This window comes from Falsochrobactrum tianjinense (assembly GCF_019100495.1).
In the GTDB taxonomy this organism is placed as follows: domain Bacteria; phylum Pseudomonadota; class Alphaproteobacteria; order Rhizobiales; family Rhizobiaceae; genus Brucella; species Brucella tianjinense.
This window is the reverse complement of record NZ_JAHRVA010000004.1, coordinates 364,258-390,007: the sequence shown is the minus strand read 5'-3', so window position 1 is coordinate 390,007 and position 25,750 is coordinate 364,258. Positions and strand designations below refer to the sequence as shown.

The window sequence follows — 25,750 nt, the reverse complement described above, 5'->3', positions numbered from 1 at the left end:
CCGGGTTCGGGCAATGCAATCAGCGCCAGCTGCTGTCTCGCCACATAGCCGAAAAGGCGGTGCGATAATCCGGATAAAGGAATTCATAGCCGAGATTTTTTATGCGTTGGTTGGCTACACGTTTGTTTTCACCATAGAAAGAGCGGGCCATCGGCGTCATGTCTGCTTGGTTGAAAGGTACTTCCGGTGGCAAGCTCACGCCCATCAGTTCGGCGGCATAGGCTACAACATCCTGCGGCGGTGAAGGCTCGCTGTCGGTGATGTTGAAAATGCCGCCGGTATCCGTGCCTGCCAGCAAGCGCAACGCGCCTGCGATATCGTCGACATGAATGCGGTTGAAGACCTGATCCTGCTTTATGATGCGTCGCGCAGCGCCACGTTCCAGATTGATGAAGGCATTGCGTCCGGGACCATAGATTCCCGATAAACGCAAGATGGCGAGAGGTGTGCCATGGCGCTGGCTCAATGCGCCCCACGCCGCTTCGGCCTTGACGCGCTCTAGCGAGCGCCGGGAGACCGGTTTGCAGGGCGTGGCTTCATCGACCCAACCGCCCTGATGATCGCCATAGACGCCGACTGTCGACAGATAGCCGATCCAGCGGATCGTATTGCCGGGACGGCGCAATGCTTCCTCGACAATGGCAAGGGATGGATCGTCGTTCTCACCGGGCGCGATGGAAATCACCACATGGGTGGCTTGCACAAGCTGGTCCAAAAGGTTCGGCTCCGCCGTTTCGCCATTGTATATGCAAGGCTGGATACCGGCTTTTTCAAGTGCTTCGAACCTGTCTTGATGGCGAGTGGTGCCGTCGATGCGTTCAGCCTCATTGGCTATATACCGCGCGAAGGCTGCAGCGGAATAACCGGCTCCGAACAGAAAAATGCGCATTCAGCTTTCCTCTATCTCCCATTCCGCGCGCACCGTAGCATCCTCTTCGACGGAGGCCAGACGATTTTGCTGAGAAGCGAAGCGCTCCGGCTCCGCCAATTGCTTCAGGGCCCAGATGGCGGCACCCCGCACTACCGGTGCCGCGTCCTGCAACAGGGCTTCGATCTGCGGGAGAAAATATCTATCCCGTGAATTGCCCGCGGCAATCAGCACATTGCGCAGGAAGCGGTCGCGCCCGATTCGCTTGACGGGCGAGCCCGAGAAGAAACTGCGGAAGGCCGGGTCGTCCAGGTGCAGAAAATCGGCAAGGCGCGGCGATTTGAGGTCGTCGCGCGCCTTCAATTTCAATTCGCTTGCGGTTTGTGCAAATTTGTTCCACGGGCAGACGGCGAGGCAATCGTCGCAGCCGTAGATGCGATTGCCGATGGCTTTGCGAAACTCCAGGGGAATCGGTCCCTTGTTCTCAATGGTGAGATAGGAAATGCAGCGGCGCGCATCGATGCGGTAAGGGGCAGGGAAAGCGCTGGTCGGGCATATGTCGAGACAGGCACGGCAGGAGCCGCAATGGTCGCGCTCCGGCTGATCGGGTGCGATTTCCGCCGTGGTGAAGATAGAGCCGAGAAACAGCCATGAGCCATGTTCGCGGCTGACCAGATTGGTGTGCTTGCCCTGCCACCCTATGCCTGCCGCCTGTGCCAGCGGTTTTTCCATGACGGGTGCGGTATCGACGAACACCTTCACATCCTGACCGGCGCGGGCGGCAAAGCGGCTTGCCACATGCTTCAGCTTGCCCTTGATGATGTCATGATAGTCGCGGTTCTGTGCGTAAACCGAAATTGCGCCGCGGTCCTTTTGCTCCAGAATGGCGAGCGGATTGCTATCGGGGCCGTAATTCATGGCCAGCATCATGATCGAGCGAACTTCCGGCCACAGAACGCTCGGACTGGCGCGCCGTTCTTCCGTTTCTTCCATCCACACCATATCGGCGTGACAGCCTTCGGCGATATATTGCCGTAGGCGCTGCGGGGCCTGTGGAATCTTGTCGGGGGTGGTGAAGGCGACTGCGTCGAAACCTGCCGCTTTTGCCTCTTCAATCAGGAAGCGCTTGAGCCGGGCTTCCTTCGGTTCAGAAATCGAGATCGCCATAATGGGCCACCGGGGCAAGTCCACGCACGCGATCGGCAAGCAGCGGACGGAAGGCTGGGCGCGATTTCATGCGGGTGTACCAGTCACGCGCAGCTCTGGTTTCGCTCCATTCGATTTCACCGAGATAATCGAGCACGGAGAGCGAGGCTGCAGCTGCCATATCGGCATAGCTCGGCAGAGTGCCTGCCAGCCAGTCGCGAGACGCTGCCAGCCAGTCGATATACTTCATGTGCTGGCGGATATTGGTGCGGGCGGCGCGAATGGCTGTGGAGTCCGGGGAACTGCCGCCAAATTCTGCCGACATCTGCAATTTGAAGACTCGCTCGCGGGCGATATGCCGTGTCACTTCATTTTCGAATTTGAGCAGGAACCAGTCGACGAGGCGGCGCACTTCGGCGCGTTCCATCGGGCTTTCGGGTAAAAGGCGGCGGTTGCGCTTGAGTGCGCCGCGCGTCTCATCAAGATATTCCGCGATGACTGTTGCGCCAACGACCGGCAGATCCCGCTCGGCCAGCAAAACCGGCAGGGTCGCGGCAGGGTTGAGCGCCAGAAACTCCTTGCGGCGCGACCAGGGGCGCTCCTCGATCAGCTCTGCTTCCACGTCATATTCACCGAGAATAAGCCGCACATAGCGCGAACCCGAAGACATGGGATGATGAAAAAGCGTAAGCATGATCGACGCGGTACTTTCGACTGACAAGCTTTAATTGATCTGCGCAGAGGGACTGCTTCTGGCGTTTACGCAGACAGCGGGTTATTTCTGCTGCCACGCGATTCGAGCCACCTCAACGGAATGTTTAGTCTATAAGGGCTATGCCTGCGGGAGACAAGCAATCGCTGGGCGTGCCGTTTTCGCAATCTCACGCTTTCGTGCGGTCAAAGCAAGTCGCTCTCATCATATCCACATTTCCAAGGTACTGACTTCATGGATATTTTCAATCTTCTGGAAGCCGCTTTTCTTGGCCTTATCGAAGGTCTTACCGAATTTATCCCGGTTTCTTCCACAGGCCATTTATTGCTCATCGGCCATTTTCTCGGCTTTGAATCGACGGGCAAGACGTTCGAAGTTCTGATCCAGCTTGGAGCCATTCTCGCTATCCTCACCGTCTATTCCGCTAAATTGCTCAAAATTCTCACCGACTTTCCGCGCGATGCCCGCACGCGCCGGTTTGTTGCGGGCATCCTGATCGCCTTTCTGCCCGCAGCCGTCATTGGCGCGCTGGCGCATGGCTTTATCAAGGGCGTACTTTTCGAGTCACCGATGCTGGTCTGCATCATGCTTATTATCGGCGGCTTCATTCTCTTGTGGGTCGACCAGCTTGATCTCAGGCCGCGTTATCGCGATGTCATGGATTATCCGCTGCCGATCTGCCTTGCTATAGGCTTCGTGCAATGTCTCGCTATGATACCGGGCGTGTCGCGTTCCGGCTCGACCATTGTCGGCGCCTTGCTGATGGGAGCCGACAAACGCTCCGCCGCTGAATTTTCCTTTTTCCTCGCCATGCCGACCATGGCGGGCGCATTCGCCTACGATCTTTACAAGAGCTACAATATACTCTCCTTCAACGATGGCACACTCATCGTTGCCGGCTTCATCATGGCGTTTATTTCTGGCGTATTCGTGGTGCGCTATCTGCTCGATTATGTCTCGCGCCATGGCTTCAGGCTATTTGCCTGGTGGCGGCTGATTGTCGGCGCGGTAGGTCTGGCGGCGCTGCTGATCTGGGGGTGAGCGACGAACGCCCGGAGCGATAGCGGAGGAGCGGGCAGGAATAAGGGGCCTGTCGGCCCCTTATTCCTTCTTATGCAAATCCGGTCTTCGTGTACTGGCCAGCGACACGATAGCGCCAGAGATAGGCGGGGAGGATCGCATCGGTCGTTTCGGGCGTAATGCCGATACCTTGTAATGTTCGCCCGTCTTTGACAGCTTCTTGCGAAACCACATTGTCAAATTTAAGCAGTGTCACCTGATCGTTGGTGAGCGGCGGGTTGGGTAGAAGACCAAGAACCGAAGCCTGCATGCGGGCCGCCCACCAAGGCATGGAGACGAGCATGCGCTTGCGCCCGATGACACGCAGCATATCGCGCATCAACTGGCTGAATTCTTCTACATCGGGGCCGCCAAGCTCATAAATGGTGCCCGTCTTCAGCTTGCCGTCTACCGCACAGGCTACTGCTTCGGCGACATCGCCGACATAGACCGGTTGCAGCTTCGTCTTACCGCCGCCAATTACCGGCAGGAAAGGTGAAAATCGCGCCATATTGGCGAAGCGGTTGAAGAAGCGGTCCTCATAGCCGAAAATAATCGACGGGCGTAGGATCACTGTATCGGGTAGCACCGACAAGACAGCCTTTTCGCCCTCGGCTTTGGTGCGCGCATAGATGGACGGCGAATTGACGTCGGCTGCGAGCGAGGAAAGGTGGGTCATGGGAACGCCGGCGGCTTTTGCTGCTTCGGCGATGTTTTTTGCGCCTAGCACCTGCACACTGTTGAAGCGCTGCCGACCGCTTTCGGACAGGATGCCTACCAGGTTGATGACATGATCGGCGCCCATGACGGCGCGTTCGACCGACTTGCGATTGCGGACATTGGCCTGCGCCATCTGAATCTGCCCGACATTGCCCAGCGGCTGCATGTAATAGGCAGTTTCCGGCTTGCGCACGGCGACGCGCACACGATAGCCACGTTTGGTGAGGCTGGCTACAACCGCGCGTCCGACAAAGCCAGAGCCGCCGAAAACAGTGACCAGTTTTGGTCTGTTGTGAACTTCGTTCGGTTCGGTCTGCATCCTTAACTCCTGCATCAAAGCCCGATTGCGCCCATAACGATCTTGCTACGGCGCGCTTTATGAGGCTGATTTAATGCCTTTTTGTCACAAGGCAAAGGGGACTTCTTGTCACGATGACGATAGTAGCTGCTTTTCCAGCGCTAAACGTGCAATACCTCTTTGAGTTTTGACTGCTTGCTGGTAAATCGCGCGCATGAGCACACCACTTGACCATATTCGTAACTTTTCGATCGTCGCCCATATCGACCATGGCAAATCGACACTGGCCGACCGCCTCATTCAGTTGACCGGCGGGCTGGAGTCGCGCGAGATGAAGGATCAGATCCTTGACTCGATGGATATCGAGCGTGAGCGCGGCATCACTATCAAGGCGCAGACCGTCCGTCTCAGCTATAAGGCGAAGAACGGCGAGGACTATGTGCTGAACCTCATCGACACACCCGGACATGTCGACTTCGCCTATGAAGTCTCGCGTTCTCTGGCTGCGTGCGAGGGTTCGCTTCTGGTGGTTGATGCCTCACAGGGCGTGGAAGCGCAGACGCTGGCCAATGTCTATCAGGCTATCGACAACAATCATGAAATTGTTGTGGTGCTGAACAAGATCGACCTGCCCGCCGCGGAGCCCGAACGCGTCAAGAGCCAGGTCGAGGAAGTGATTGGCATCGATGCATCGGATGCGGTGGAAATTTCCGCCAAGACAGGGCTTGGCATCGAAGACGTTCTGGAAGCCATCGTCCAAAAATTGCCTGCCCCGAAGGAAGGTGATCGCAATGCGCCATTGAAGGCCATGCTGGTAGATAGCTGGTACGATTCCTATCTGGGCGTCATCGTTCTGGTGCGCGTGATCGACGGCGTTCTGAAAAAGGGCCAGACCATCCGTATGATGGGTACGGGCGCGAAATATCCGGTCGAGCGCACTGGCGTTTTCACGCCCAAAATGGTGCAGGTGAGTGATCTCGGCCCCGGCGAACTCGGCTTCATCACTGCTTCAATCAAGGAAGTTGCCGATACGCGGGTGGGCGATACGATCACCGAAGAACGCCGCCCGACACAAAACATGCTGCCTGGCTTCAAACCTGCGCAACCGGTAGTGTTCTGTGGCCTGTTCCCGGTCGATGCGGCGGATTTTGAAGACCTGCGCGCTGCCATGGGAAAATTGCGTCTCAACGACGCCTCGTTCTCCTATGAAATGGAGACTTCGGCGGCGCTTGGCTTTGGTTTCCGTTGCGGTTTCCTCGGTCTGCTGCACCTTGAAATCATTCAGGAGCGTCTGGAACGCGAGTTCAATCTCGATCTCATCACCACCGCGCCTTCGGTTGTCTATCGTCTAAAAATGACGGACGGCACTGAAAAGGAATTGCACAACCCTGCCGACATGCCCGATATCGTCAAGATCGAGGCCATTGAAGAGCCGTGGATCAAGGCAACAATTATGACGCCGGACGATTATCTCGGCGCGATCATGAAGCTTTGCCAGGACCGCCGTGGCATTCAGGTGGACCTTTCCTATGTCGGTCCGCGTGCGATGATTACCTATGATTTGCCGCTCAACGAAGTGGTATTCGACTTCTATGACCGTCTGAAATCGATCTCGAAGGGCTATGCCTCGTTCGACTACAGTCTTTCAGATTATCGCGAAGGCGATCTGGTCAAGATGTCAATTTTGGTCAATGAAGAGCCGGTTGACGCGCTTTCCATGCTGGTGCACCGCTCGGCTGCGGAAAAACGCGGTCGCGTTCTTTGCGAAAAACTGAAGGAACTCATCCCGCAACATATGTTCAAGATTCCGATTCAGGCGGCAATCGGCGGACGTATCGTGGCGCGGGAGACAATCTCGGCCCTGCGCAAGGACGTGACGGCCAAATGTTATGGTGGTGACGTGTCGCGCAAGCGCAAGCTTCTGGAAAAGCAGAAGGAAGGCAAGAAGCGGATGCGCCAGTTCGGCAAGGTGGAAATTCCGCAGGAAGCCTTCATTCAGGCGCTCAAGATGGGTGATGAATAATCCTTCGCATCCTGAACCAATTAAGGGACGCTTCGGCGTCCCTTTGCTTTTATTAGTGCTTTACGTCAATCCTCATCAACTACGCGGAGGCGTAGCTGGTTGGCGGAGACCTCCGCCTGTCTGGGCTGCGGATCAGGTGTTTCATCAGTGGGCGCGGGACCGAATTCCAGCGCTTCGATTTTCGCGCCGCGCTTTGTCACCTTGTTTGAAGACACCAGAATATCGTCAATATCCTTATTGGCTTGCGCGAAATGGGTCTGCAATTTGCGTACGCGCTCATCAAGGCGTCCGACATCTTCCATCAGGCGAACCACTTCGCCCTGAATGACATGCGCCTGTTCGCGCATCCGCGCATCTTTGAGGATCGCCTGAATGACCTGAATGGACAGCATCAGGAGTGAAGGCGAGACGATGACGATGCGCGCGCGGTGCGCGCGCTGGACCAGTGCCTCGAAATGTTCGTGAATATCGGCGAAGATCGATTCAGAAGGTACGAACAAAAAGGCTGTATCCTGCGTTTCGCCTGTGATGAGGTATTTTTCGGAAATATCCTTGATATGTACTTCCACGTCGCGACGGAATTGCGCCGCAGCAATCTTTTTGGCCTCCGGGGATTCAGTGTCGCGCAGGGTGTTCCATGCTTCGAGCGGGAATTTTGCATCGATCACCAGTGAGGGCGAATTGTTGGGCATGCGCACGAGGCAATCCGGACGCGTACCATTGGTCAGCGTCGTCTGAAACTCGTAAGCGCCCTGTGGCAGACCATCGGCGATAATCGCTTCCATGCGTGACTGGCCGAAAGCGCCACGCGTCTGCTTATTGGCGAGGATTGCCTGCAACTGCACCACCTGTCCCGCCAATGACTGAATATTGTTCTGCGCCGTGTCGATGACCGCGAGACGTTCCTGCAATTTTGCAAGGTTCTCGTGGGTGGATTTGGTCTGCTCGGTCATCGTCTGGCCGATGCGGTGCGTCATGCCGTCGAGCCGCTCGCGAATCGACTGGTTAAGTTCTGCCTGTCTTGAGCCGAACACTTCTGCCATGGTCTGCATGCGGCCTTGCATTTCCGACTGTGCCTTGAGGATTTCGGCCATGCGATATTCGGCATCGCGGGCGCGATCTTCCGCCTGCGCCTCCGCAACCGCGCGAAGGCGTGCCGAACGTGCCGCAGAAATCAGGAAAATGGCAAGACAAAGGACAAGGATGACAATGCCTGCCAGAAGAATATCTCCCAGCGAAAATGACGTAGCGCCGAGCTGCAAAAGCGGTTCACTTAAAAGATTCTGATTTTCCATTTTTCCAGCTTAGCTGATTCGTGAAGCAATGATGAGATCAAAACAAGAACATTTTATAAAGGACAATTGACGATTTATGCGCAAGCGATTACGTGAAGCGCATGTCAGTAAAACCGCTTATCATTCTTCCCGATCCCGTTTTGCGTCAGGTTTCCAAGCCTGTCGAACGCTTTGACGATCAGTTGCGCAAATTTGTCGGTGACATGTTCGACACCATGTATGAGGCGCCGGGCATTGGCCTTGCCGCCATTCAGGTGGGCGAGCCGATCCGTATGTTGGTTATCGACCTCGCCAAGGATGGCGAAGAGAAGGCGCCCCATGTGTTCATTAATCCCGAGATTGTCGTCTCATCGGACGAGGGAAGCACCTATGAGGAAGGCTGTCTGTCGATCCCGGATTATTATGCGGAAGTGGAACGGCCGGCGACGGTGAAGGTCAATTATTTCGATGTGGACGGCAAGCCACGATCGATAGAGGCTGATGGCTTGATGGCGACCTGTTTGCAGCATGAGATCGACCATCTCAACGGCGTGCTTTTCATTGATCATATTTCCAAGCTCAAGCGCGATATGGTCATCAAGAAATTCAAGAAGCTTGCCAGTCAGCGTGCCTCTAAAAAGGTTTTGTGATGCGTATCGTCTTTATGGGAACGCCGGAGTTTTCGGTGCCTATCCTCACTGCGATCATCGGGCATGGCTATGAGGTGGCAGCGGTCTATACGCAGCCCCCGCGCCCGGCAGGCCGGCGAGGTCTGGAACTGACCAGATCGCCAGTACATGAGAAGGCCGAGGAATTCGGCATTCCCGTTTTCACGCCAAAAAGCCTCAAGGGCGTGGAAGAGCAGGACGTTTTCGTAAGTCTCGAAGCCGATGTGGCTATCGTTGTGGCCTATGGGCTTTTGCTGCCCAAAGCCATTCTGGATACGCCACGGCTGGGTTGCTATAATGGGCACGCATCGCTTCTGCCGCGCTGGCGCGGTGCGGCGCCCATTCAGCGGGCGATCATGGCAGGCGATGCCGAGACCGGCATGATGATCATGAAAATGGATGAAGGGCTGGATACCGGCCCGGTCGCTATGGCGGAAAAGATTGCTATCACGCCGGATATGACGGCGGGAGAATTGCATAATCGGCTGAGCATGGCTGGTGCTGACCTTATGGTGCGCGCACTGGGCGCCCTTGAACGCGAAAGCCTGACGCTCCAACCGCAGGCCGAAGAAGGCGTGACCTACGCCGCCAAGATTGACAAGGCGGAAGCCCGCATCGACTGGTCGAAACCGGCCAAAGACGTACACAACGCCATTCGCGGCCTGGCGCCTTTTCCTGGTGCATGGTGCGAGATGGAAATTAATGGTGCTGTCGAGCGGGTGAAATTACAGCGCTCCACCCTTGGCGAAGGCTCGGGCGAACCGGGCGCAGTGCTTGATGACATGCTAACCATTGCCTGCGGTGAAGGTGCGGTGCGGCTGGTAACGTTACAACGTTCCGGTGGCAAGCCGTTGCCTGCGGCGGAATTCCTGCGCGGTGCGCAGGTTACAAAGGTTTTGTGAGCCAGTGCCGCGCTACAAGCTTACGGTGGAATATGACGGTACGCCCTATGCCGGATGGCAGCGGCAGACCAACAGCCATAGTGTGCAGGGGGCGATCGAGCAGGCTTTCAGGAAATTCTGCGGGGAAGAACTGACGTTGGGCGCTGCTGGACGCACCGATGCGGGTGTGCATGCACTTGCGCAGGTTGCGCATGTCGATCTGGCAAAGGACTGGGGCGCGAGCAAGGTGCGCGATGCCGTCAACGCGCATCTCATCATGGCCCGCGAGCGTATAAGCATACTCAATGTCGAGAAGACCACAGACATATTTGATGCACGTTTTTCGGCACTTGCGCGGCATTATCTTTATCGTATTCATAACCGCCGTGCCCCGCTGGCGGTCGATTATCAAAGAGCATGGTGGGTGCAGAAGCGTCTTGATCACGAGGCGATGCATGAAGCGGCCCAGCTTCTTCTGGGCGAGCATGATTTCACGACTTTTCGCGCCACGCAGTGTCAGGCTAAAAGTCCGGTGAAGACGCTGGACCGGCTCGATATCACCCGCAACGGAGAATATGTCGAAATGCGGGTTTCAGCGCGCTCCTTCCTGCATAATCAGGTGCGCTCCTTTGCGGGCAGCCTGATGGAAGTGGGCGTGGGGCGCTGGACGGCAGACGATTTGCAGGCGGCGCTGGAAGCCAGGGACCGCAAGGCATGTGGACAGGTTGCGCCGCCTTATGGGCTTTATCTGATCGGTGTGGACTACGCCTTTCCGCATTAATAGGTTTCGAGGCCGATGCCGAATAGCTGTTGCAGGAGCACGGTTATGAACAGCGATCCGAAGAAAACGGAGGCAAAAAATGGCGCGACATAGACATGCGGCCGCTGAAGAACGACCCAAGTCAGCCGATAGCTGAAAACTATGGAAACGCCGAACATGATGAAGGCGAAGAGCGTTGCCACATCGAATTGTCCCGGAAAAAACAGTTGCAGCAAGGTGATCGGCGCGAAAATCCACGCTAGCAGCGCACTTCCCCAATTGGTGGCGATTACATAGGCTGCATAACGTTTTGCAATTCCGATGCGCTGGGCTAGCAGGCCGATGACGGCAAGCGGGATGACCCATGCGGCAATATCGACGAAAGCGGCACGGATAACGATTGCCAGCCGCAGGGCCGCTTCCTCGCGACCGGCGGTCAGATCGGCAGCATAGGCGACCCATGTACTTAATAGCGGTGGCAGAGCGACGAGGATCGCGCTGAACGATGTCCAGAAGTCTTCGGCGGAAATGTCGAGATAGCTCAGGCCATCCTTTCGGCCAAGCATCATCTTCCAGACGCCCGTGAAATATCTGAAAATATCATCCAGACTGGGCATGGCCCTCTGTACCTTTACATATGGGTGCCGGACGAGGCTGCCCTGAAGAAATCAGCGATGAAGCGTTCGTAGATTTGCGTAAGACCCTCAAGGTCCGCAATCGCGACCCGTTCATCCACCATATGCATGGTTTGGCCGACAAGGCCAAATTCGACTACCGGGCAATAATCCTTGATAAAGCGGGCGTCGGAGGTGCCGCCGGAGGTTGAGAGTTCGGGGTATTTTCCGGTGACGGCTTCGACCGAGGCACTCAGAGCGCCGATCAGTTTCTCGTCGCGCGTGAGGAAAACATGGCTGGGCTGTTCTCGCCAGACCAGATCATAGTCAACCGGGGCATCGCGTCCGGGACGCAGACGGTTATCATACGAGGCTTTTTGCAGGCGCGATACGATCTCGCCTTGCAGGCTTTCCGCCGTCCATGTGTCATTGAAGCGGATATTGAAGGAGGCTGTCGCTTTGGCAGGGATGACGTTGGTGGCCTTGTTACCGACATCAATGGAGGTCACTTCCAGATTGCTGGCCTGAAAATCTGCCGTGCCTTCGTCGAACGTCGGATAGAGAAGGCTGTTCACCAGAGCGGTTATCCCGCGCACTGGATTTTCCGCGAGATGCGGATAGGCGGCGTGACCTTGCACGCCATGAACCGTGATCGTGCCGGAAAGGGAACCGCGCCGCCCGATTTTTATCATATCGCCGAGCACGGTGGGATTTGTCGGCTCGCCGACAAGCGATGCATCCCAGTTTTCCCCGCGCGCGCTTGCCCATTCGAGCAGCTTCACCGTACCGTTGACGGCGGGACCTTCTTCATCGCCTGTGATGAGAAAGGAAATGCTGCCGTTCAATGTTTCATGCTTTTCAAAATGGCGGGCCACCGCGGCGATGAAACAGGCAATACCGCCCTTCATGTCGACCGCGCCGCGCCCATACATAACGCCATCTTCGATTGCGGCGGAAAAAGGCGGATGCCTCCAGTCCGCTTCTTCGCCGGGCGGCACAACATCCGTATGCCCGGCGAACATCAGGTGTGGGCCGTTTCCCGACTTGCGGGCATAAAGATTTTCAATATCCGGCGTATTTTCATCGCTGAAAACCGGACGTTCAATGGAAAATCCTAAGGGTTTCAACATGGCTTCAAGCGCCGATAAGGCCCCGCCTTCGGCGGGCGTAACGGATGGGCAGCGAATAAGCGCGGCGAGATTTTCGGCGGGATCGGTTGGCAAACGCATAATGTCAAGACTTCATTCTGAGAATCGGGTGTCATGAGATTAGATCGGGAAACGTCCAGATGAAACAATAATCCGTCATGGCGTAACCATCGTCGACCCACCCTGAGTGTGTGGTTCGGCCCAGCCTGTAAGAGCGAATTTCCTTGACCTCGGAGGCTTTGTCATCGTTAGTTAAAAAACAGTTGATAAAGAGATCCGGAAAACGGGTCCGTTGACGGGAAATAGCCCATCAGGGCGCTTGAAAATGGGAACAGGCGATGCGTTTACTGGTTTTCGTCGGTATGACGGCGTTGTTAGGTATCGTGCACGTTCCGGCCAAAGCGGCACAGTGGAGCGAGGCGGGCGGACTGACAAGCATTCCTTATGGACATCTGGATTATTGCAAGCGCAATCCGCGCGATTGTCGTGCGCAGCGTGTTCTGCCGCCAATGAAACTGACGCAGGCGCGCATGAAATTGCTGCAAGGAGTGAACGCTTCCATCAACCGGCGGATCAGGCCGGTTTCCGACAGGGATAATTACCGCAAGCGCGATCACTGGGACATTCCGGCCAACGGTAAAGGTGATTGCGAGGATTATGTGCTGATGAAGCGTGCGCAACTTATGGCGCACGGTATGGCTGCCTCGCAGCTTCTGATCACGATGGTTCAGGGTCACGAGCCGCATGTCGTGCTGACAGTGCGCACCGATCATGGTGATCTCATTCTCGACAATTTGCGCGGCGAAGTGCTGCCGGTCGAGAAGACCTCCTACCGCTATATAAAGATGCAGTCGCCCGGCCACGCTGGCCAGTGGGTCTCTGTTATTGGGCGTTCGGTTGCTGTCGCTGGCAACTGACACTGGGTAGATCATTTTCGAGCAGCACGCTTTTTAGCTCATGGTCTCGCAAACGGATCATGAGCGGCGCTGTTCTCCTCCGATTATTCCTCACGAATACTGACAATGATACGGAGGATATCCTTCCAGCATGAACCCGTCGCAGTGCGGTTGGAGAGGGGAAGGTGGTGAGTTATTGGCGCCAAAGCGGTTTATTGTTCTCTATATTGATACAGTAAGTCTGCACAGACTGTTCTCTATTCGTGAACACGACACATACGCAACAGTTTTGTTAATACAGGTATCAGTGCAAACTTTTGTTTTAATTAGGTTATTTTCTTGTATAGAAAAGACTTTTGGTAAAATAAGGTGCACAGATATGTGATCGGCAAAACTTTTTCGTGACTGGAAATTCCTCTCATTGTCTCCCATTTGAAGTGCATGGGAACGACGCACTGAACGTCGCTCCACACTTCAAGGAGATAGAAAATGAAAAAGATCGTTCTTGCTGCTGCTGCCCTCGCTCTGAGCGCCGGTGCGGCTTTTGCCGAAAATCCATATGTTGGCGAACCTGACAATCTTTACGCGAACGACCGCACCCCGGTTGCCGTACAGGGCGTTGATTATACGGCCCCTGCTTCCATCAATCAGTCCGGTTACACCGACGGATCGGCTCATCGCTTCGGTGATGCTTCGCCATCCAGCTTCCAGAATTAAGAATGGTCTGAATGGTCGGTTCCTCCATTCTCCCCGATTTGGGAGAACCGGCATTCAGTTAAACTTGTCGGGGCATTGTCCCGAGGTTTTCCTCGCCTCTGAAACGCCGCAAGGCTTTAAACGTAATCTCCCCGGAGGATGGCAGCTTGTTGTCCCGGGGCCCCGAGAGATCGGCCAGTTGCCATCCAAAGGGGTGAATAAAGGAATTGAAAAATGAAGAAGTTTGTTCTTGCCGCTGCCGCTGTTGCCCTGAGTGCAGGTGCTGCTTTTGCTGAAAACCCCTATGTTGGCGAACCTGACAACCTTTATGCAAACGACCGCACTCCGGTCGCTTCGCAGGGCGTTGATTATACCGCCCCTGCATCCATCAGCCAGTCGACCTATAGCGACGGTTCTGCCCATCGTTTCGGTGACGCTTCGCCTTCAAGCTATCAGAAATAATTTCTGTAGGGCGATTAAAATAAAAGGCGAAGCTCCGGGGCTTCGCCTTTTTCATTCTTGGACTGAAGAGGTTCCGTGTCAGTCACGCAGCAATTCATTGATCGATGTCTTTGAGCGGGTTTTTTCGTCGACGCGCTTGACGATCACCGCGCAGTAGAGGCTAGGCCCCGGTTCGCCATTGGGAAAAGGCTTGCCGGGCATGGTGCCCGCGACAACAACCGAATAGGCAGGGACTTCGCCATAGAAGATTTCGCCGGTCGCGCGGTCGACAATCTTGGTCGATTTGCCGATAAAAACGCCCATGCCAAGGACGGCGCCTTCGCGGACGATACAGCCTTCCACGACTTCCGAACGCGCTCCGATGAAGCAATTGTCTTCGATGATCGTCGGGCCAGCCTGCATCGGCTCCAGCACGCCGCCGATACCCACGCCGCCAGACAGGTGTACATTCTTGCCGATCTGGGCGCATGAACCGACGGTGGCCCATGTGTCGACCATAGTGCCTTCATCGACATAAGCGCCGAGATTGACGAAGGACGGCATCAGGATGGCGTTGGGGGCAATGTAGGCCGAATGACGCACGACGCAGTTGGGAACGGCCCGGAAGCCTGCTGTCTCGAACTCGTTAGCCGTCCAGCCATTGAATTTCGAGGGAACCTTGTCCCACCACGAAGACTGGCCAGGGCCGCCCTTGATGACTTCCATGGGATTGAGGCGGAAGGAGAGCAGGACAGCTTTTTTGAGCCATTGATTGACATGCCAGTTGCCGTCCGCCTGTTTTTCTGCAACACGGGCCTCACCGCGATCAAGCAACAGCAGCGATTGCTCGACGGCGCAGCGGATTTCGCCGCGGGTTGCCGTGTTGACGCCGTCGCGCTCGTCAAAGGCCTTGTCGATGGTCTTCTCAAGGGAGGCGAAGTCTGGCCTGGTCATATAGCAATCTCCATGAAATGGCAGGTAAGCGGCTGCCGTCTCGCAAGAGGCAGCGGTCAGTGAAGTGATTAAGCGAAGGCGCTATATGGGTCAATCCGGATGATGTCCGGAATGTGAAGCCAATTTGAGACAGATTAAGAATATAGCGCCTGAAATCATGCTAAAGCAAAGATAGATCAGGAATTAAAGGAGCGGAATAGAGCATGAACCCGATGGAGAAGTCCGGCTGGACACCTTTCCCCAATTCCGAGGAAGCTGTCAAACAGGCTAAAACTGTGCCGCAGACACCCCAGACGGAGGCTTCGGCCTATCGTCTTGCTTTTACCGACGATGATTTCATGACGCGGTCGGACATGCGTCCGGTGCGGTTGCAGCTTGAACTTCTCAAGCCGGAATTGATCCTTGCCGACCGTGGAATCAGATCGACCGTGGTCATGTTTGGGGGGGCGCGCATCCCCGAACCGGGCGGCGAAGCCTGGGCTGCCAAGAACGAAGTGCAGAAAAAGAATCTGGAAGCGAATGCGCGCTATTACGATGAAGCGCGCCGTTTTGCCCGGATATGCTCGGAATATTCCGCAACAACCTATTATCGCGAGTTCATCATCGTGACGGGTGGCGGCCCGGGAGTAATGGAGGCTGGTAATCGCGGCGCGGCAGATGTTGGCGCGCCAACTATCGGGTTGAACATCGTCCTGCCGCATGAGCAGGCTCCCAATGAATATGTGACGCCGGAACTATGCTTCAACTTCCATTATTTCGCCCTGCGCAAGATGCATTTTCTGATGCGTGCCAAGGCTGTCTGCGTTTTTCCGGGCGGATTCGGCACGATGGATGAGCTTTTCGAGTCCATGACGCTGATCCAGACGGACCGTATGGAGCGCATGCCGCTGATCCTGTTTGGCAAGGATTTCTGGAGCAAGGCGATCAATATCGAATTCCTTGCCGAGCAAGGCACGATCTCGCCTTCCGATATCGAATTGCTGACTTTTGTCGATACGGCGGAAGAAGCCTGGGCGGAGATCAAGAGCTTCTACAAGCTCTGATTCATGCATCATTTGGGACCGTTCGGTCGTGAGGGCCGGACGCTTTCTCTTGGCGGCTATGTTCGGATAGATAAGGGCGGGGACGGTGGACCAGCGTTACCAGCACGACCGAAATTATCATCAGAAGATACCATGAGCCGAGCTTGCCGAAAGAGACCGGCACCCATCCATTGTGCTGGTTGGGGTAAAGCCATGTATGCGTCCAGGTTCCGATATTTTCGGCAATCCAGATAAAGAATGAGGTGAGCAGGAAGCCCAGCAGAAGCGGCATCCTGTGCTCGAAGCGGAAAACGCGGTAATGCATTCTTGTGTGCATAAAGAGCGCAATCGTCGCCGCGAACAGAATCCAGCGGATATCCCGGATGAAATGGTGAGCGAAGAAATTGACGTAAATGGCGGCGGCGAGGACGAATGTCACCCAGAGCGGGGGATAGTTGTTGAGTCTTATATCGAAAATGCGATTGATGCGCGCCATATAGGAGCCGACGGCTGCGTACATGAAGCCGGAAAAGAGTGGCACGCCGCCAATGCGGAATAAATTGGCTTCAGGATATATCCATGAACCCGCATGGGTCTTGAATATTTCCATTATCGTTCCCACGACATGGAAAATCAGAATGACCTTGGCTTCCTCAAATGCCTCCAGCTTGAAAACGAGCATTGCAAGCTGGATGAGGAGAGCAGACAAAAACAGAAAATCATAGCGCGCGATGAAGCCGGCGCCGTCCTCCGGCCATAGCCAGCGGGTGAGGATGATGATTATCAGCATCATGCCTCCAAACAGGCACGCCCATGCCTGTTTCAGTCCGAACACCAGAAACTCTGTTGCCGCGTCAATGATGCGGTGGCGGGGAAGGTTATCGACGAGGCGGCGAGTCACCTTATCGATGTGTTTTTCGAGACCAGTATATCGCCTATTTTTTTGCAATAATTTTTTCCAGAAAATGGGTCAGATTATCCGTCACAAAATCCACCTGATCGGTGAATTCCGGATCGCTTTCCCATATTTCTGAAAAAGTTGGCTCAAAATTGTTCGGTACGACAAGAACGGTTTTCATGCCCAGTGCTTTTGGCACGATGAGATTGCGCGCCAGGTCCTCGAACATGACCGCCTTGCGCGCATCGATACCGAATGCACCAAGGAAGCGGTCATAGGTCACGCGCTCCGGTTTGGGCGTCAGGCCCGCTGCAACAATATCGAAAATGTCATCGAAATCGTCGAGGATGCCCAGTTGCCGGGCGGCGCGTTCGGCATGGGTGCGGTCGCCATTGGTGAAGATGAAGCGGCGACCCGGCAAGGCACGGATTGCTTTGCCCAAAGCCGGATCAGGCTTCAGCCAGGTATAATCAATATCGTGGACCTTCTGAAGAAAGTCATCGGGGTCGATCTGATGGCACTCCATCAGGCCTTTCAATGTCGTGCCATATTCCAGATAAAACTGTTTCTGAATCTTGCGCGCTTCTTCGCGCGGCAGTTTCAGCAGGGTTTCCACATAGCTTGTCATCCGCACATCAATCTGGGAAAAAAGATCGGTGGCGTGTGGATAAAGCGTATTGTCCAGATCGAATACCCAGTCGGTGACATGGGCAAAGGTTTGTGTATCAGGATTTTCGGTCATAAATCCTTATGCCATGATGGCGGGCGGAAGGCGAGGCAAGAAAAAGCCGCCCGGAGGCGGCTTGCCGTGGTGCACAATTAATGTGCTTTTTTGCATTACGGCACAATTAATGTACCGGCACCATGTTCGGTGAACAGTTCCAGCAATACCGAATGCGGGGTCTTGCCGTTGAGGATGACCACACCCTCGACGCCACGGCGGATTGCGTCGATGCAGGTTTCGACTTTCGGAATCATGCCGCCGGAAATTGTGCCATCCTTGATGAGAGCCTGCGCATCGGCCACCGAAAGTTCCTTGATCAGCTTCTTGTCCTTGTCGAGGACGCCCGGCACATCGGTCAGGAAGAGAAGCCGGGTTGCGGCCAGCGCACCGGCGATGGCACCGGCAAAAGTGTCGGCATTGATATTGTAAGTGTGACCGTCGCGGCCCGGCGCTACAGGGGCGATGACCGGAATCATTTCCGACCGTGCCAGAAGATCCAGCAATGTGCGGTCCACTTCGGCGGGTTCGCCGACAAAGCCCAGGTCAAGCACCTTTTCGATATTGGAATCGGGGTCGATGATGGTCTTGTGGGCCTTGCGGGCAAAGACCATATTGCCGTCCTTGCCGCACAGGCCGATGGCCCATTCGCCTTCAGCATTAATGAGGGCGACAATTTCCTTGTTGATGGAACCGGCAAGCACCATTTCCACCACTTCGACGGTTTTTTCATCGGTAACGCGCAAACCGCCTTCGAAACGCGATTCGATGCCAAGCTTGGTCAGCATGGCCTGAATCTGCGGCCCGCCGCCATGAACGACAATCGGGTTGATGCCGGATTGCTTCAAAAGTGCGATGTCACGCGCAAACGCCTTGCCCAGATCCGGGTTGCCCATGGCATGGCCGCCATATTTCACCACGACATGCTTGTTCTCATAGCGCTGCATATAGGGCAGGGCAGCAGAGAGGAGTTGGGCTTGCATTTCGGCGTACTCAAGGGTCGTCATCGCAGGCTCCATGGCTGGCGACAGGGCATAGGGCAGGGTTTATTCTTTAGATACGAGTGCAATAGCTGCGCGTAGTTCGTCAAGACCTTGAAGCTTTTCCGACGAAGTTGCGATCAGTTGGGGGAAGGCGGCAGGGCGCTTTGCGGTGAGTTTTCTTGTGTCCTCGATCAAATGCGGCACGCCTGCGGCCTTTATCTTGTCGATCTTGGTCAGCACGATCTGATAGGAAACGGCAGCCTTGTCGAGCAGGTCGAGCACCTCTGAATCGTTCTTTTTGATGCCGTGGCGGGCGTCGATGAGTACATAGACGCGCTTGAGCGTGGTGCGACCACGCAGATAATCGAAAACGAGCCTCGTCCATGCATCGACCTGCACTTTGGGTGCTTCGGCAAAGCCATAGCCGGGCATGTCAACGAGGGCGAGCGGCGGCAGATCGCCCTTTTCGCCGGAATAGCCATCGGGTACGAAATAATTGAGTTCCTGCGTGCGTCCGGGAGTATTGGATGTACGTGCCAGCCCCTTCTTGCCGACAAGCGCATTGATGAGCGAGGACTTGCCGACATTGGAGCGTCCGGCAAAGGCGATCTCTGCCGGGCCTTCCGGCGGCAGAAACTTCATCGATGGCACGCCACGGATGAAAATCCATGATTTTGCGAAGAGCAACCGCCCTTCCTCAATCAATGCGGCTTGGGCCGCTTGTTTTTCGTCCTGTTCGCTCAATATATCGTTCCTGTCAGCCGCAGTCTTAATCGTTATAGTGAGGCATTAATGTTCAGCGGCACATTGTCAACCGCCGAGCGTGACCGGTCTATAAAAAAAACCTGCCGAAGTAGCGGCAGGGTTTTTTTAGTCTCTACTTTTTCGCTTCCTTGGGTTTTCGTTTGAAGACGTCTCTCAAATTGTCCCAAAGCTCGATCTTGACACCCTGGCGTTTCATGATGAGGCCCTGCTGGATGATCGAGAGCGTGTTGTTCCATGCCCAGTAGATCACCAAGCCAGCCGGGAACGAAGCCAGCATGAAGGTGAAGATGATCGGCATCCAGGTGAAGATCATCGCCTGTGTCGGGTCTGGCGGAGTCGGATTCATGCGCATTTGCAGGAACATGGTGATGCCCATGATGAGTGGCCAGACACCGATCATCAGGAATGCCGGAACGGCAAAGGGCAGCAAACCAAACAGATTGAAGATCGAGGTCGGGTCCGGCGCGGCAAGGTCATGAATCCAGCCGAAAAAAGGCGCGTGGCGCATTTCGATGGTAACATAAAGCACCTTGTAGAGCGCGAAGAACACCGGAATCTGCACCAGCACCGGCCAGCAGCCCGCAAGCGGATTGATCTTTTCCTGCTTGTAAAGCTCCATCATGGCCTGCTGCTGCTTCACCTTGTCATCCGTATATTTCTCGCGGATTTCCGTCATCTTGGGCTGTACCAGCTTCATGCGCGCCATGGACTTGTAGGACTTGTTGGCGAGCGGGAAGAAGAGACCCTTGAGCAGAACGGTGACGACCAGAATGGCCACGCCAAAATTGCCGGAGAACTTGTAGATCCAGTCGATGAGGTAAAACATCGGCTTGGTAATGAAGTAGAACCAACCCCAATCGATCAGCAGTTCGAAATTCTTGATGCCGAGCTTTTCTTCGTAGTTCTTGATGTCGGATACGACTTTCGCACCCGCGAAGATGTGGTTTGTAAGAGACTGCGTCTGGCCGGCGGCAATCGTCATTGGCGCACCAAGAAAATCGGACTGATAACGCGGACGATCATTGGTGAAATGCGAGAAACGGGCGGTGAACTGTTCGTTCTGCGGCGGAACGAGCGTTGCGGCCCAATATTTATCGGTGATGCCGATCCAGCCGCCGCTCACGTCCTTGAAGGAAATATCCTTGTCGTCCTCGACCTTGGAATATTTGATTTCCTGGAGGCCGTCTTCGCCCATCACACCGATCAGACCTTCATGCAGCACATAGGTGGCGCTGGCATGCTCGGGCTGGTTGAAGCGTGTCACGCGGCCATAGGAGGCCAGCGAAACCGGCGCGCCGGTATTGTTCGTGATCGTATCGTCAACCGTGAACATATAGGCGTCATCGACCGAGATAACGCGCTTGAAGGTAATGTCCCGGTCATTGGTGAAGGTCAGGGTGACGGGAGTCGAAGGCGTAAGCTTGTTATTGCCTTCGACGGTCCAGACCGTGCTCGGCCCCGGAACGGCGCCGGTCGTATCGTTGCCAGTGAAGCCGAGTTCGATGAAATAACCCTGTTTCAGCGCTGATGGCGCGAGCAGTTCGATATTGGGCGACTTGTCGTCGATAGTTTCGTGGTACTTTTTGAGGTAGAGGTCATCGAGGCGGGCGCCCGTCAGATTGAGCGAGCCGCGAAGGGACGGGGTGTCGATCTCGACGCGCTGTGATTGGGCTGCGGCGGCTTCACGCGTGAGTGTGCCGCTCGCGGGAGCACCATCGCTCTGACCGGGAATCGCACCCGAAGCGGCGGGCGCCTGCGGAGTGTCGCTCTGCGCTCCTGATTGGGTGCTTCCCTGCGCCGTAGCCTGCTGGCTTTGCTGCTCCTCAATGCGTGCCTGCTCGCGCTGGGCTTCAGTCTTCGGACCCAGATAGAACACTTGCCACAGTGTCAATACGAGGATGGACAGGGCAATGGTGATGAAGAAGTTGCGATTATTTTCCATTGACGGGTCCTGATTCCGGTCTTTCCGTTTGGCGTTTCCTTTCGCGCCGCCGATCGTCCTTCCCGCTTATGCGGCGGGAGAGTTCATCAGTCAGTCGCGAAAAGGGCGCAGTGAGTGCTTGCTCGCGTGCCACGATCACATAGTCGGTCGAAGGCGCCATGTCACGCCCTGCGTGACAACGAACCGCTTCCCTCAATCTGCGACGGATACGATTTCGTATCACTGCATTGCCATTTTTTTTGGTGACGGTGAAGCCCGCGCGCGGCTTTTCGCCGATTTTGGCAGTTTGCGATTCTTCCTCGGTTCGTTGCCGGACCTCCAGAAGAAACAGCGGGCCGCGCCGTTTTTCACCATTCCTTACAGCCAAAAACTCCGCTCTCTTGCGAAGGCGGAGTATTTGGTTTTGCTGCTTCATTTTTTGTTCACCGCGCATGCCGCGCGGGAAATCAAGCGGAGAGCCGCTTGCGACCGCGGGTACGGCGAGCGGCGAGAACCTTGCGACCGCCAGTGGTGGCCATGCGGGCACGGAAGCCGTGACGGCGCTTGCGGACGATCTTGGATGGCTGATAAGTGCGCTTCATTTATTTAATACCGCGGTGTGCGGCCCTTCTTGATTCTGTCTATTGAACAGGAGCTGGTCCGTTATGCAATTTGCAGACAGATACCCATCCGCCGCCGCAATAAACGAACGTGGTGCGGCTTATAGGCGGCGGCATAGCAAGAGTCAATGCCGCCGATATGATTGATATCAGGCCTGCAGCCATTGCAAAAACAGTCCGGGCCTTTCATAAGAATGCGCATTGTTTCCGCAGCGGGTGGTATGCCCGCAGCATTTATTGAGAGGAGTCCACCATGAGTATTCGTCGTATAGAAGTCGGTCCGCGTATGAGCCAGGCCGTTATCCACGGCAATACCGTTTATCTCGCTGGCCAGGTCGGAACGCCAGGCGCCAGTGTTACCGAACAGACCAAGGCGATTCTGGCGGAAGTCGACCGTCTGCTTGCGGCTTCCGGCTCCAGCAAGTCGAAGATCTTGCAGGCTATCATCTGGCTTGCCGATATGAATGATTTTGCCGAAATGAATGCCGTCTGGGATGCGTGGGTCGATCCGGCCAATACGCCCGCCCGTGCGACGGGCGAAGCCAAGCTGGCGACGCCTGATTACAAGGTTGAGGCCATCATCACAGCGGCTATTGACTGATTTTACGTTGCCTCCGACATGAAACCCCGGTTCTTCCGGGGTTTTTTTATTCGTGCTGCCTGTTCGTGCCTTCTATTGGCGAATGCGCCGGGAATAATCTTCCCGTCCGCCTGCCTGTGCCTTGGCGTCGATGGATGCGCGTTCGCGCACTTCTTCAAGCGTGCCGCCGTTTTCCAGCCAGCCATTATCGTAAAGATAGCCGGGCAAATAGCCGGAAAGCAGAATGCGGTAGTCGAAGGGGAATGAGGGGTCGAGCAGGCGCGCCATATGGAAAATGATTGTGGTGCAATTGGCCGTCAATGTATTGTAGAATTTGGGTTTCGCCGCCAGTTCGTTACCCAGCCTCACATAAGAGAGGAATAGCTCCTTCGCCGCTATTGGCGAGAGTTTCAGACGGTAGCGATCGACATTTTCCTTACGCACATTGGTGCGCAGATAAATTATATCGCTTTCTTCCGCGGCAACCATCGCCAGCTCGAATTCGCGGAAAAAACCGCCGATCGATGAATATACCTCGTGATGCTCCTTACGGATTTCTCCCGAAAAAACGACGTGGCGTCCGTCTTCGAAACCGAAAGACAAGAGTGTGTGGGCAATGGCCGGACCGGACCAATAGGACAGATAAGTGTCGACCGTGGTAATCTTGTTTAAATCATAGGACTCCTCTTTCCACTCCGGCACATAATTGTCGATTGTCTGCCAGTCGAAATCGCGCACATTGGAAAGGGTAACTATGTCACCATCGATTTTGCCCTGAACGGTGCGCGCCACTTCCGGCGACCAGATGCGGTCGAGGGAGGGGCGGATGGTCGACCACCAGCCGATAAGCAGAATGGCGAGCAGGAGAAAAAACAGCCTTTTGCGCCAGCAGCGATAATGCCGCTCGCCTATGATGACCCAACAGGCAATGGCCAGCCAGACAACAATGACCGAACCGCGCACGGCGTCGCCAAACGGCAGCTGAAACCACATGGCAAAGCTAGACCATATTGCAAAGATTATAACGAATAATATGAAGACGAATTTCCCCATGAAGCGGGCAGATTTCGATTTCAAAATAGAAGACATAGACATTCCGTATTTGCCGGTGGCCGCCTCATATGCGGAAAACGCGGCGATACTGCCATGATTTGCCCCGCAATAACATGTCCTGTTGGATGAAATACAGAATTAAAGATGCTGGATTAAAACTTCTTGAAAATTACGCATCGAAAACCCGATATTGTGCGGCCCATTCTTAACGACGCGGCTTGTTGTCTGCGGCAGTACGGTTGCGCATAAGCGGGCGTAAAAGACGCCAGGCGAGCAACGTGGCGACGATGGCGACATAAATGACCGGCTCTGCGGGCCAGCCCTTCACCGACATCATGAAGTGTACCGCGCCGCCTGCAACTGCGATATAGATCAGCTTATGCAACCGGTTCCAGCGGCGTCCGAGCTTGCGGATCGACCAGTTATTGGAAGTCAGGGCGAGGGGAATAAGTAATGCGAAACTGGCCATGCCGATGGTGATGAAGGGACGGCGAGTGATATCGGCAATAATGGCCGGAATATTCAGCGCCTGATCAAGCACCATATAGGCTGTGAAATGCATCAGGGCATAATAGAAAGCAAGAAGGCCGAGCGCCCGGCGGTAACGCAGCAGGCTGATGCCGGTCAGGTCGCGAACAGGTGTCACTAGTAGCGTGAGGATGAGGAAGCGCAACGCCCATAGGCCCAATACATGCTCGAAGCTTTTTACCGGATCGGCGCCAAGCTCGCCTGTCGCACCCAGATAGAATGCCCAGCAGGCAGGCACGAAACCAGCCGCATAAAGCGACCAAACTTTCCAGACCCATGGGCGGCGGGCAGATTTTCTTCCCTGCGCTGCGACTGCTACCGTCATTTTAGTAATTCACTTTCAGGTCCATACCCGCATAGAGGGAAGCAACTTCCTCGCCATAGCCATTGAAGGCAAGGGTGGGGCGACGGCCAGAACTGAAAAAGCTATCCTCTCCGATGCGTCGTTCCGTCGCCTGACTCCAGCGTGGATGATCTACTTCCGGATTTACATTGGCGTAAAAGCCATATTCATTCGGCGCCTGGCGTTGCCATGAGGTGGGCGGCTGCTTTTCAACAAAGCTTATTCTTGTGATCGACTTGATGCCTTTGAAGCCATATTTCCACGGCACGACCAGCCGGATCGGAGCGCCATTGGCATTAAGCAGCGTTTCACCATAAAGTCCGACGGAGAGGATTGCCAGCGGATGCATCGCTTCATCGAGGCGCAGCCCTTCGACATAGGGCCAGTCAAGCACCTGAAAAACTCCCCTTTGCCCCGGCATTTCCTCTGGGCGTACCACGCCGGTAAATGCAACATATTTTGCCGATCCGAGCGGCTCGACCCGGGCTAGCAGGCTGGCGAGAGGGAAGCCGATCCATGGTATCACCATCGACCACGCTTCAACGCAGCGCATACGATAGATACGCTCTTCCAGAGGCATGCGGGCAATGAGGTCAGGAATGTCGAACTCCTTCGGCTCTTTCACCAGGCCGTCGATTTTCAGTCGCCATGGCAGGGGTTTGAACTCGTCGGAATTCGAAGAGGGGTCGCTCTTGCCGGTGCCGAATTCATAGAAATTATTGTAGGTGGTTACTGCTTCCTGAGGTGTCAGTTTTTCAGTGGACTGGTAAGTCGAAGGGGCCGCTTTCAGTGGACCGGCCAGAGTACGGGAAGAAATCCCGGCAGCGGCAAGTGTGCCAAGGCCGATCATGAATTCACGTCGCCTGAGATAAATATTCTTTGGTGTTATAGTGCTATAAGCAATGTGCGACGATGATAGCCGGCCTGGTTTGAAACGCGTCATGGCTATTTCCACTTATCAAAATTGTTCCACTCGCAGCGCTATACTTTCACGCGAAGGCGACAAAAGCATGGAAAATCCGCGTGTGGAGCTCTCTTCACGGCATGTTGATGATACGTGAATGCGTCACGCGTTTGTAACACAATTTAATTTTTCGTGTTTTTGCCATATTCTCGCTAAAACTTGTGGGTTAGTAGCTGTAATCGTGAATAGGCAGG

The 25,750-nt window shown here is 55.2% G+C and carries 28 protein-coding genes; 10 read left to right on the top strand and 18 right to left on the bottom strand.

All coding sequences use genetic code 11. The annotated features are described in order from the left end of the window. Positions 1-19: 19 nt before the first annotated feature. Genes KUG47_RS11780 through KUG47_RS11770 form a run of 3 tightly spaced genes read right to left on the bottom strand, consistent with a single transcriptional unit; the run spans position 20 to position 2,708 of the window. Positions 20-889, bottom strand: a complete 870-nt coding sequence (locus KUG47_RS11780; protein WP_217678153.1) for an SDR family oxidoreductase — start codon at positions 887-889, stop codon at positions 20-22. Further along, positions 890-2,035 (bottom strand): tRNA epoxyqueuosine(34) reductase QueG, encoded by a 1,146-nt coding sequence (queG, locus tag KUG47_RS11775; protein WP_217678152.1) that lies wholly within the window; start codon positions 2,033-2,035, stop codon positions 890-892. Further along, on the bottom strand, positions 2,016-2,708 hold the full coding sequence (locus KUG47_RS11770) for a glutathione S-transferase family protein (protein ID WP_217678151.1): 693 nt from the start codon (positions 2,706-2,708) through the stop codon (positions 2,016-2,018). The genes queG and KUG47_RS11770 overlap by 20 nt, the downstream gene beginning before the upstream one ends. A gap of 252 nt (positions 2,709-2,960) precedes the next feature. Here KUG47_RS11770 and KUG47_RS11765 point away from each other — a divergent pair, with 252 nt between their 5' ends. Next, positions 2,961-3,767: an undecaprenyl-diphosphate phosphatase gene (locus KUG47_RS11765; RefSeq protein WP_217678150.1), complete on the top strand. Its 807-nt coding sequence runs from the start codon at positions 2,961-2,963 to the stop codon at positions 3,765-3,767. Positions 3,768-3,837: 70 nt separating this feature from the next. Here the strand turns inward: KUG47_RS11765 and KUG47_RS11760 are convergent, their stop codons facing one another. Continuing rightward, the gene (locus KUG47_RS11760; RefSeq protein ID WP_217678149.1) at positions 3,838-4,824 is read right to left on the bottom strand and encodes a complex I NDUFA9 subunit family protein; all 987 of its coding nucleotides are present in this window, start codon (positions 4,822-4,824) and stop codon (positions 3,838-3,840) included. Between the two features lie 193 nt (positions 4,825-5,017). On the opposite strand from KUG47_RS11760, the gene lepA reads away from it, so the two are divergent. After that, entirely contained in the window at positions 5,018-6,826 is a 1,809-nt protein-coding gene (gene lepA, locus KUG47_RS11755; RefSeq protein WP_217678148.1) for a translation elongation factor 4, read from the top strand. A 65-nt stretch (positions 6,827-6,891) separates the two neighbouring features. Here lepA and KUG47_RS11750 read toward each other — a convergent pair whose 3' ends face one another. Then, positions 6,892-8,121: a DNA recombination protein RmuC gene (locus KUG47_RS11750; RefSeq protein WP_217678147.1), complete on the bottom strand. Its 1,230-nt coding sequence runs from the start codon at positions 8,119-8,121 to the stop codon at positions 6,892-6,894. 101 nt (positions 8,122-8,222) lie between these two features. Here KUG47_RS11750 and def point away from each other — a divergent pair, with 101 nt between their 5' ends. The 3 genes from def to truA are packed head-to-tail and all read left to right on the top strand — an operon-like array spanning position 8,223 to position 10,430. Further along, the gene (def, locus tag KUG47_RS11745) at positions 8,223-8,750 is read left to right on the top strand and encodes a peptide deformylase (RefSeq protein ID WP_217678146.1); all 528 of its coding nucleotides are present in this window, start codon (positions 8,223-8,225) and stop codon (positions 8,748-8,750) included. Continuing rightward, positions 8,750-9,670, top strand: a complete 921-nt coding sequence (fmt, locus tag KUG47_RS11740) for a methionyl-tRNA formyltransferase (RefSeq protein WP_217678145.1) — start codon at positions 8,750-8,752, stop codon at positions 9,668-9,670. The genes def and fmt overlap by 1 nt, the downstream gene beginning before the upstream one ends. A gap of 4 nt (positions 9,671-9,674) precedes the next feature. Further along, complete coding sequence (gene truA / locus KUG47_RS11735; RefSeq protein ID WP_217678144.1) at positions 9,675-10,430, top strand: tRNA pseudouridine(38-40) synthase TruA; 756 nt, start codon at positions 9,675-9,677, stop codon at positions 10,428-10,430. Here the strand turns inward: truA and KUG47_RS11730 are convergent. Beyond that, positions 10,427-11,026: a hypothetical protein gene (locus KUG47_RS11730; RefSeq protein WP_217678143.1), complete on the bottom strand. Its 600-nt coding sequence runs from the start codon at positions 11,024-11,026 to the stop codon at positions 10,427-10,429. The two genes, truA and KUG47_RS11730, sit on opposite strands and share 4 nt — an antisense overlap. A 14-nt stretch (positions 11,027-11,040) precedes the next feature. Further along, positions 11,041-12,252, bottom strand: coding sequence for a succinyl-diaminopimelate desuccinylase (dapE, locus tag KUG47_RS11725; RefSeq protein WP_217678142.1), 1,212 nt, complete (start codon positions 12,250-12,252; stop codon positions 11,041-11,043). 257 nt (positions 12,253-12,509) lie between these two features. Between dapE and KUG47_RS11720 the strand changes: the two genes are divergently transcribed. The 3 genes from KUG47_RS11720 (at position 12,510) to KUG47_RS11710 (ending at position 14,225) form a co-directional block, all read left to right on the top strand. Continuing rightward, positions 12,510-13,088 (top strand): transglutaminase-like cysteine peptidase, encoded by a 579-nt coding sequence (locus KUG47_RS11720; RefSeq protein WP_217678141.1) that lies wholly within the window; start codon positions 12,510-12,512, stop codon positions 13,086-13,088. A gap of 468 nt (positions 13,089-13,556) precedes the next feature. Then, the gene (locus KUG47_RS11715) at positions 13,557-13,784 is read left to right on the top strand and encodes a hypothetical protein (RefSeq protein WP_217678140.1); all 228 of its coding nucleotides are present in this window, start codon (positions 13,557-13,559) and stop codon (positions 13,782-13,784) included. 213 nt (positions 13,785-13,997) lie between these two features. Next, positions 13,998-14,225, top strand: a complete 228-nt coding sequence (locus tag KUG47_RS11710; protein ID WP_217678139.1) for a hypothetical protein — start codon at positions 13,998-14,000, stop codon at positions 14,223-14,225. A 78-nt stretch (positions 14,226-14,303) separates the two neighbouring features. On the opposite strand, the gene dapD is transcribed toward KUG47_RS11710, so the two are convergent. Then, positions 14,304-15,158 carry a 2,3,4,5-tetrahydropyridine-2,6-dicarboxylate N-succinyltransferase gene (gene dapD / locus KUG47_RS11705; RefSeq protein ID WP_217678138.1) on the bottom strand — a complete coding sequence of 285 codons (855 nt, stop codon included), beginning with the start codon at positions 15,156-15,158 and terminating at the stop codon, positions 14,304-14,306. A 203-nt stretch (positions 15,159-15,361) separates the two neighbouring features. Between dapD and KUG47_RS11700 the strand changes: the two genes are divergently transcribed. Beyond that, a complete protein-coding gene (locus KUG47_RS11700; protein ID WP_217678137.1) occupies positions 15,362-16,201 on the top strand; it encodes an LOG family protein in 840 nt (279 codons plus the stop codon). A 1-nt stretch (position 16,202) separates the two neighbouring features. Here KUG47_RS11700 and KUG47_RS11695 read toward each other — a convergent pair whose 3' ends face one another. From KUG47_RS11695 to rpmH, 7 genes are all read right to left on the bottom strand, one after another. Beyond that, positions 16,203-17,129: a DUF817 domain-containing protein gene (locus KUG47_RS11695; RefSeq protein ID WP_217678136.1), complete on the bottom strand. Its 927-nt coding sequence runs from the start codon at positions 17,127-17,129 to the stop codon at positions 16,203-16,205. Then, positions 17,116-17,820, bottom strand: a complete 705-nt coding sequence (locus KUG47_RS11690) for a pyrimidine 5'-nucleotidase (RefSeq protein WP_217678135.1) — start codon at positions 17,818-17,820, stop codon at positions 17,116-17,118. Before KUG47_RS11690 ends, KUG47_RS11695 begins: the two co-directional genes overlap by 14 nt. Before the next feature lie 95 nt (positions 17,821-17,915). Further along, on the bottom strand, positions 17,916-18,806 hold the full coding sequence (argB, locus tag KUG47_RS11685) for an acetylglutamate kinase (protein WP_217678134.1): 891 nt from the start codon (positions 18,804-18,806) through the stop codon (positions 17,916-17,918). 39 nt (positions 18,807-18,845) lie between these two features. Next, positions 18,846-19,526, bottom strand: a complete 681-nt coding sequence (gene yihA, locus KUG47_RS11680; protein WP_254799519.1) for a ribosome biogenesis GTP-binding protein YihA/YsxC — start codon at positions 19,524-19,526, stop codon at positions 18,846-18,848. Positions 19,527-19,659: 133 nt separating this feature from the next. Further along, entirely contained in the window at positions 19,660-21,489 is a 1,830-nt protein-coding gene (yidC, locus tag KUG47_RS11675) for a membrane protein insertase YidC (RefSeq protein ID WP_217678133.1), read from the bottom strand. After that, complete coding sequence (rnpA, locus tag KUG47_RS11670) at positions 21,479-21,904, bottom strand: ribonuclease P protein component (protein ID WP_217678132.1); 426 nt, start codon at positions 21,902-21,904, stop codon at positions 21,479-21,481. The genes yidC and rnpA overlap by 11 nt, the downstream gene beginning before the upstream one ends. A 31-nt stretch (positions 21,905-21,935) precedes the next feature. Then, positions 21,936-22,070 (bottom strand): 50S ribosomal protein L34, encoded by a 135-nt coding sequence (gene rpmH, locus KUG47_RS11665; RefSeq protein ID WP_002965629.1) that lies wholly within the window; start codon positions 22,068-22,070, stop codon positions 21,936-21,938. A 271-nt stretch (positions 22,071-22,341) separates the two neighbouring features. Here rpmH and KUG47_RS11660 point away from each other — a divergent pair, with 271 nt between their 5' ends. After that, complete coding sequence (locus KUG47_RS11660) at positions 22,342-22,689, top strand: RidA family protein (RefSeq protein WP_217678131.1); 348 nt, start codon at positions 22,342-22,344, stop codon at positions 22,687-22,689. 72 nt (positions 22,690-22,761) lie between these two features. Here the strand turns inward: KUG47_RS11660 and KUG47_RS11655 are convergent, their stop codons facing one another. The 3 genes from KUG47_RS11655 to msrP form a co-directional block, all read right to left on the bottom strand. Beyond that, positions 22,762-23,757: an Lnb N-terminal periplasmic domain-containing protein gene (locus tag KUG47_RS11655; RefSeq protein WP_217678130.1), complete on the bottom strand. Its 996-nt coding sequence runs from the start codon at positions 23,755-23,757 to the stop codon at positions 22,762-22,764. A gap of 169 nt (positions 23,758-23,926) precedes the next feature. Then, complete coding sequence (gene msrQ / locus KUG47_RS11650) at positions 23,927-24,574, bottom strand: protein-methionine-sulfoxide reductase heme-binding subunit MsrQ (protein ID WP_217678129.1); 648 nt, start codon at positions 24,572-24,574, stop codon at positions 23,927-23,929. 1 nt (position 24,575) lies between these two features. Beyond that, entirely contained in the window at positions 24,576-25,535 is a 960-nt protein-coding gene (gene msrP / locus KUG47_RS11645; protein ID WP_217678128.1) for a protein-methionine-sulfoxide reductase catalytic subunit MsrP, read from the bottom strand. Positions 25,536-25,750: the final 215 nt, after the last annotated feature.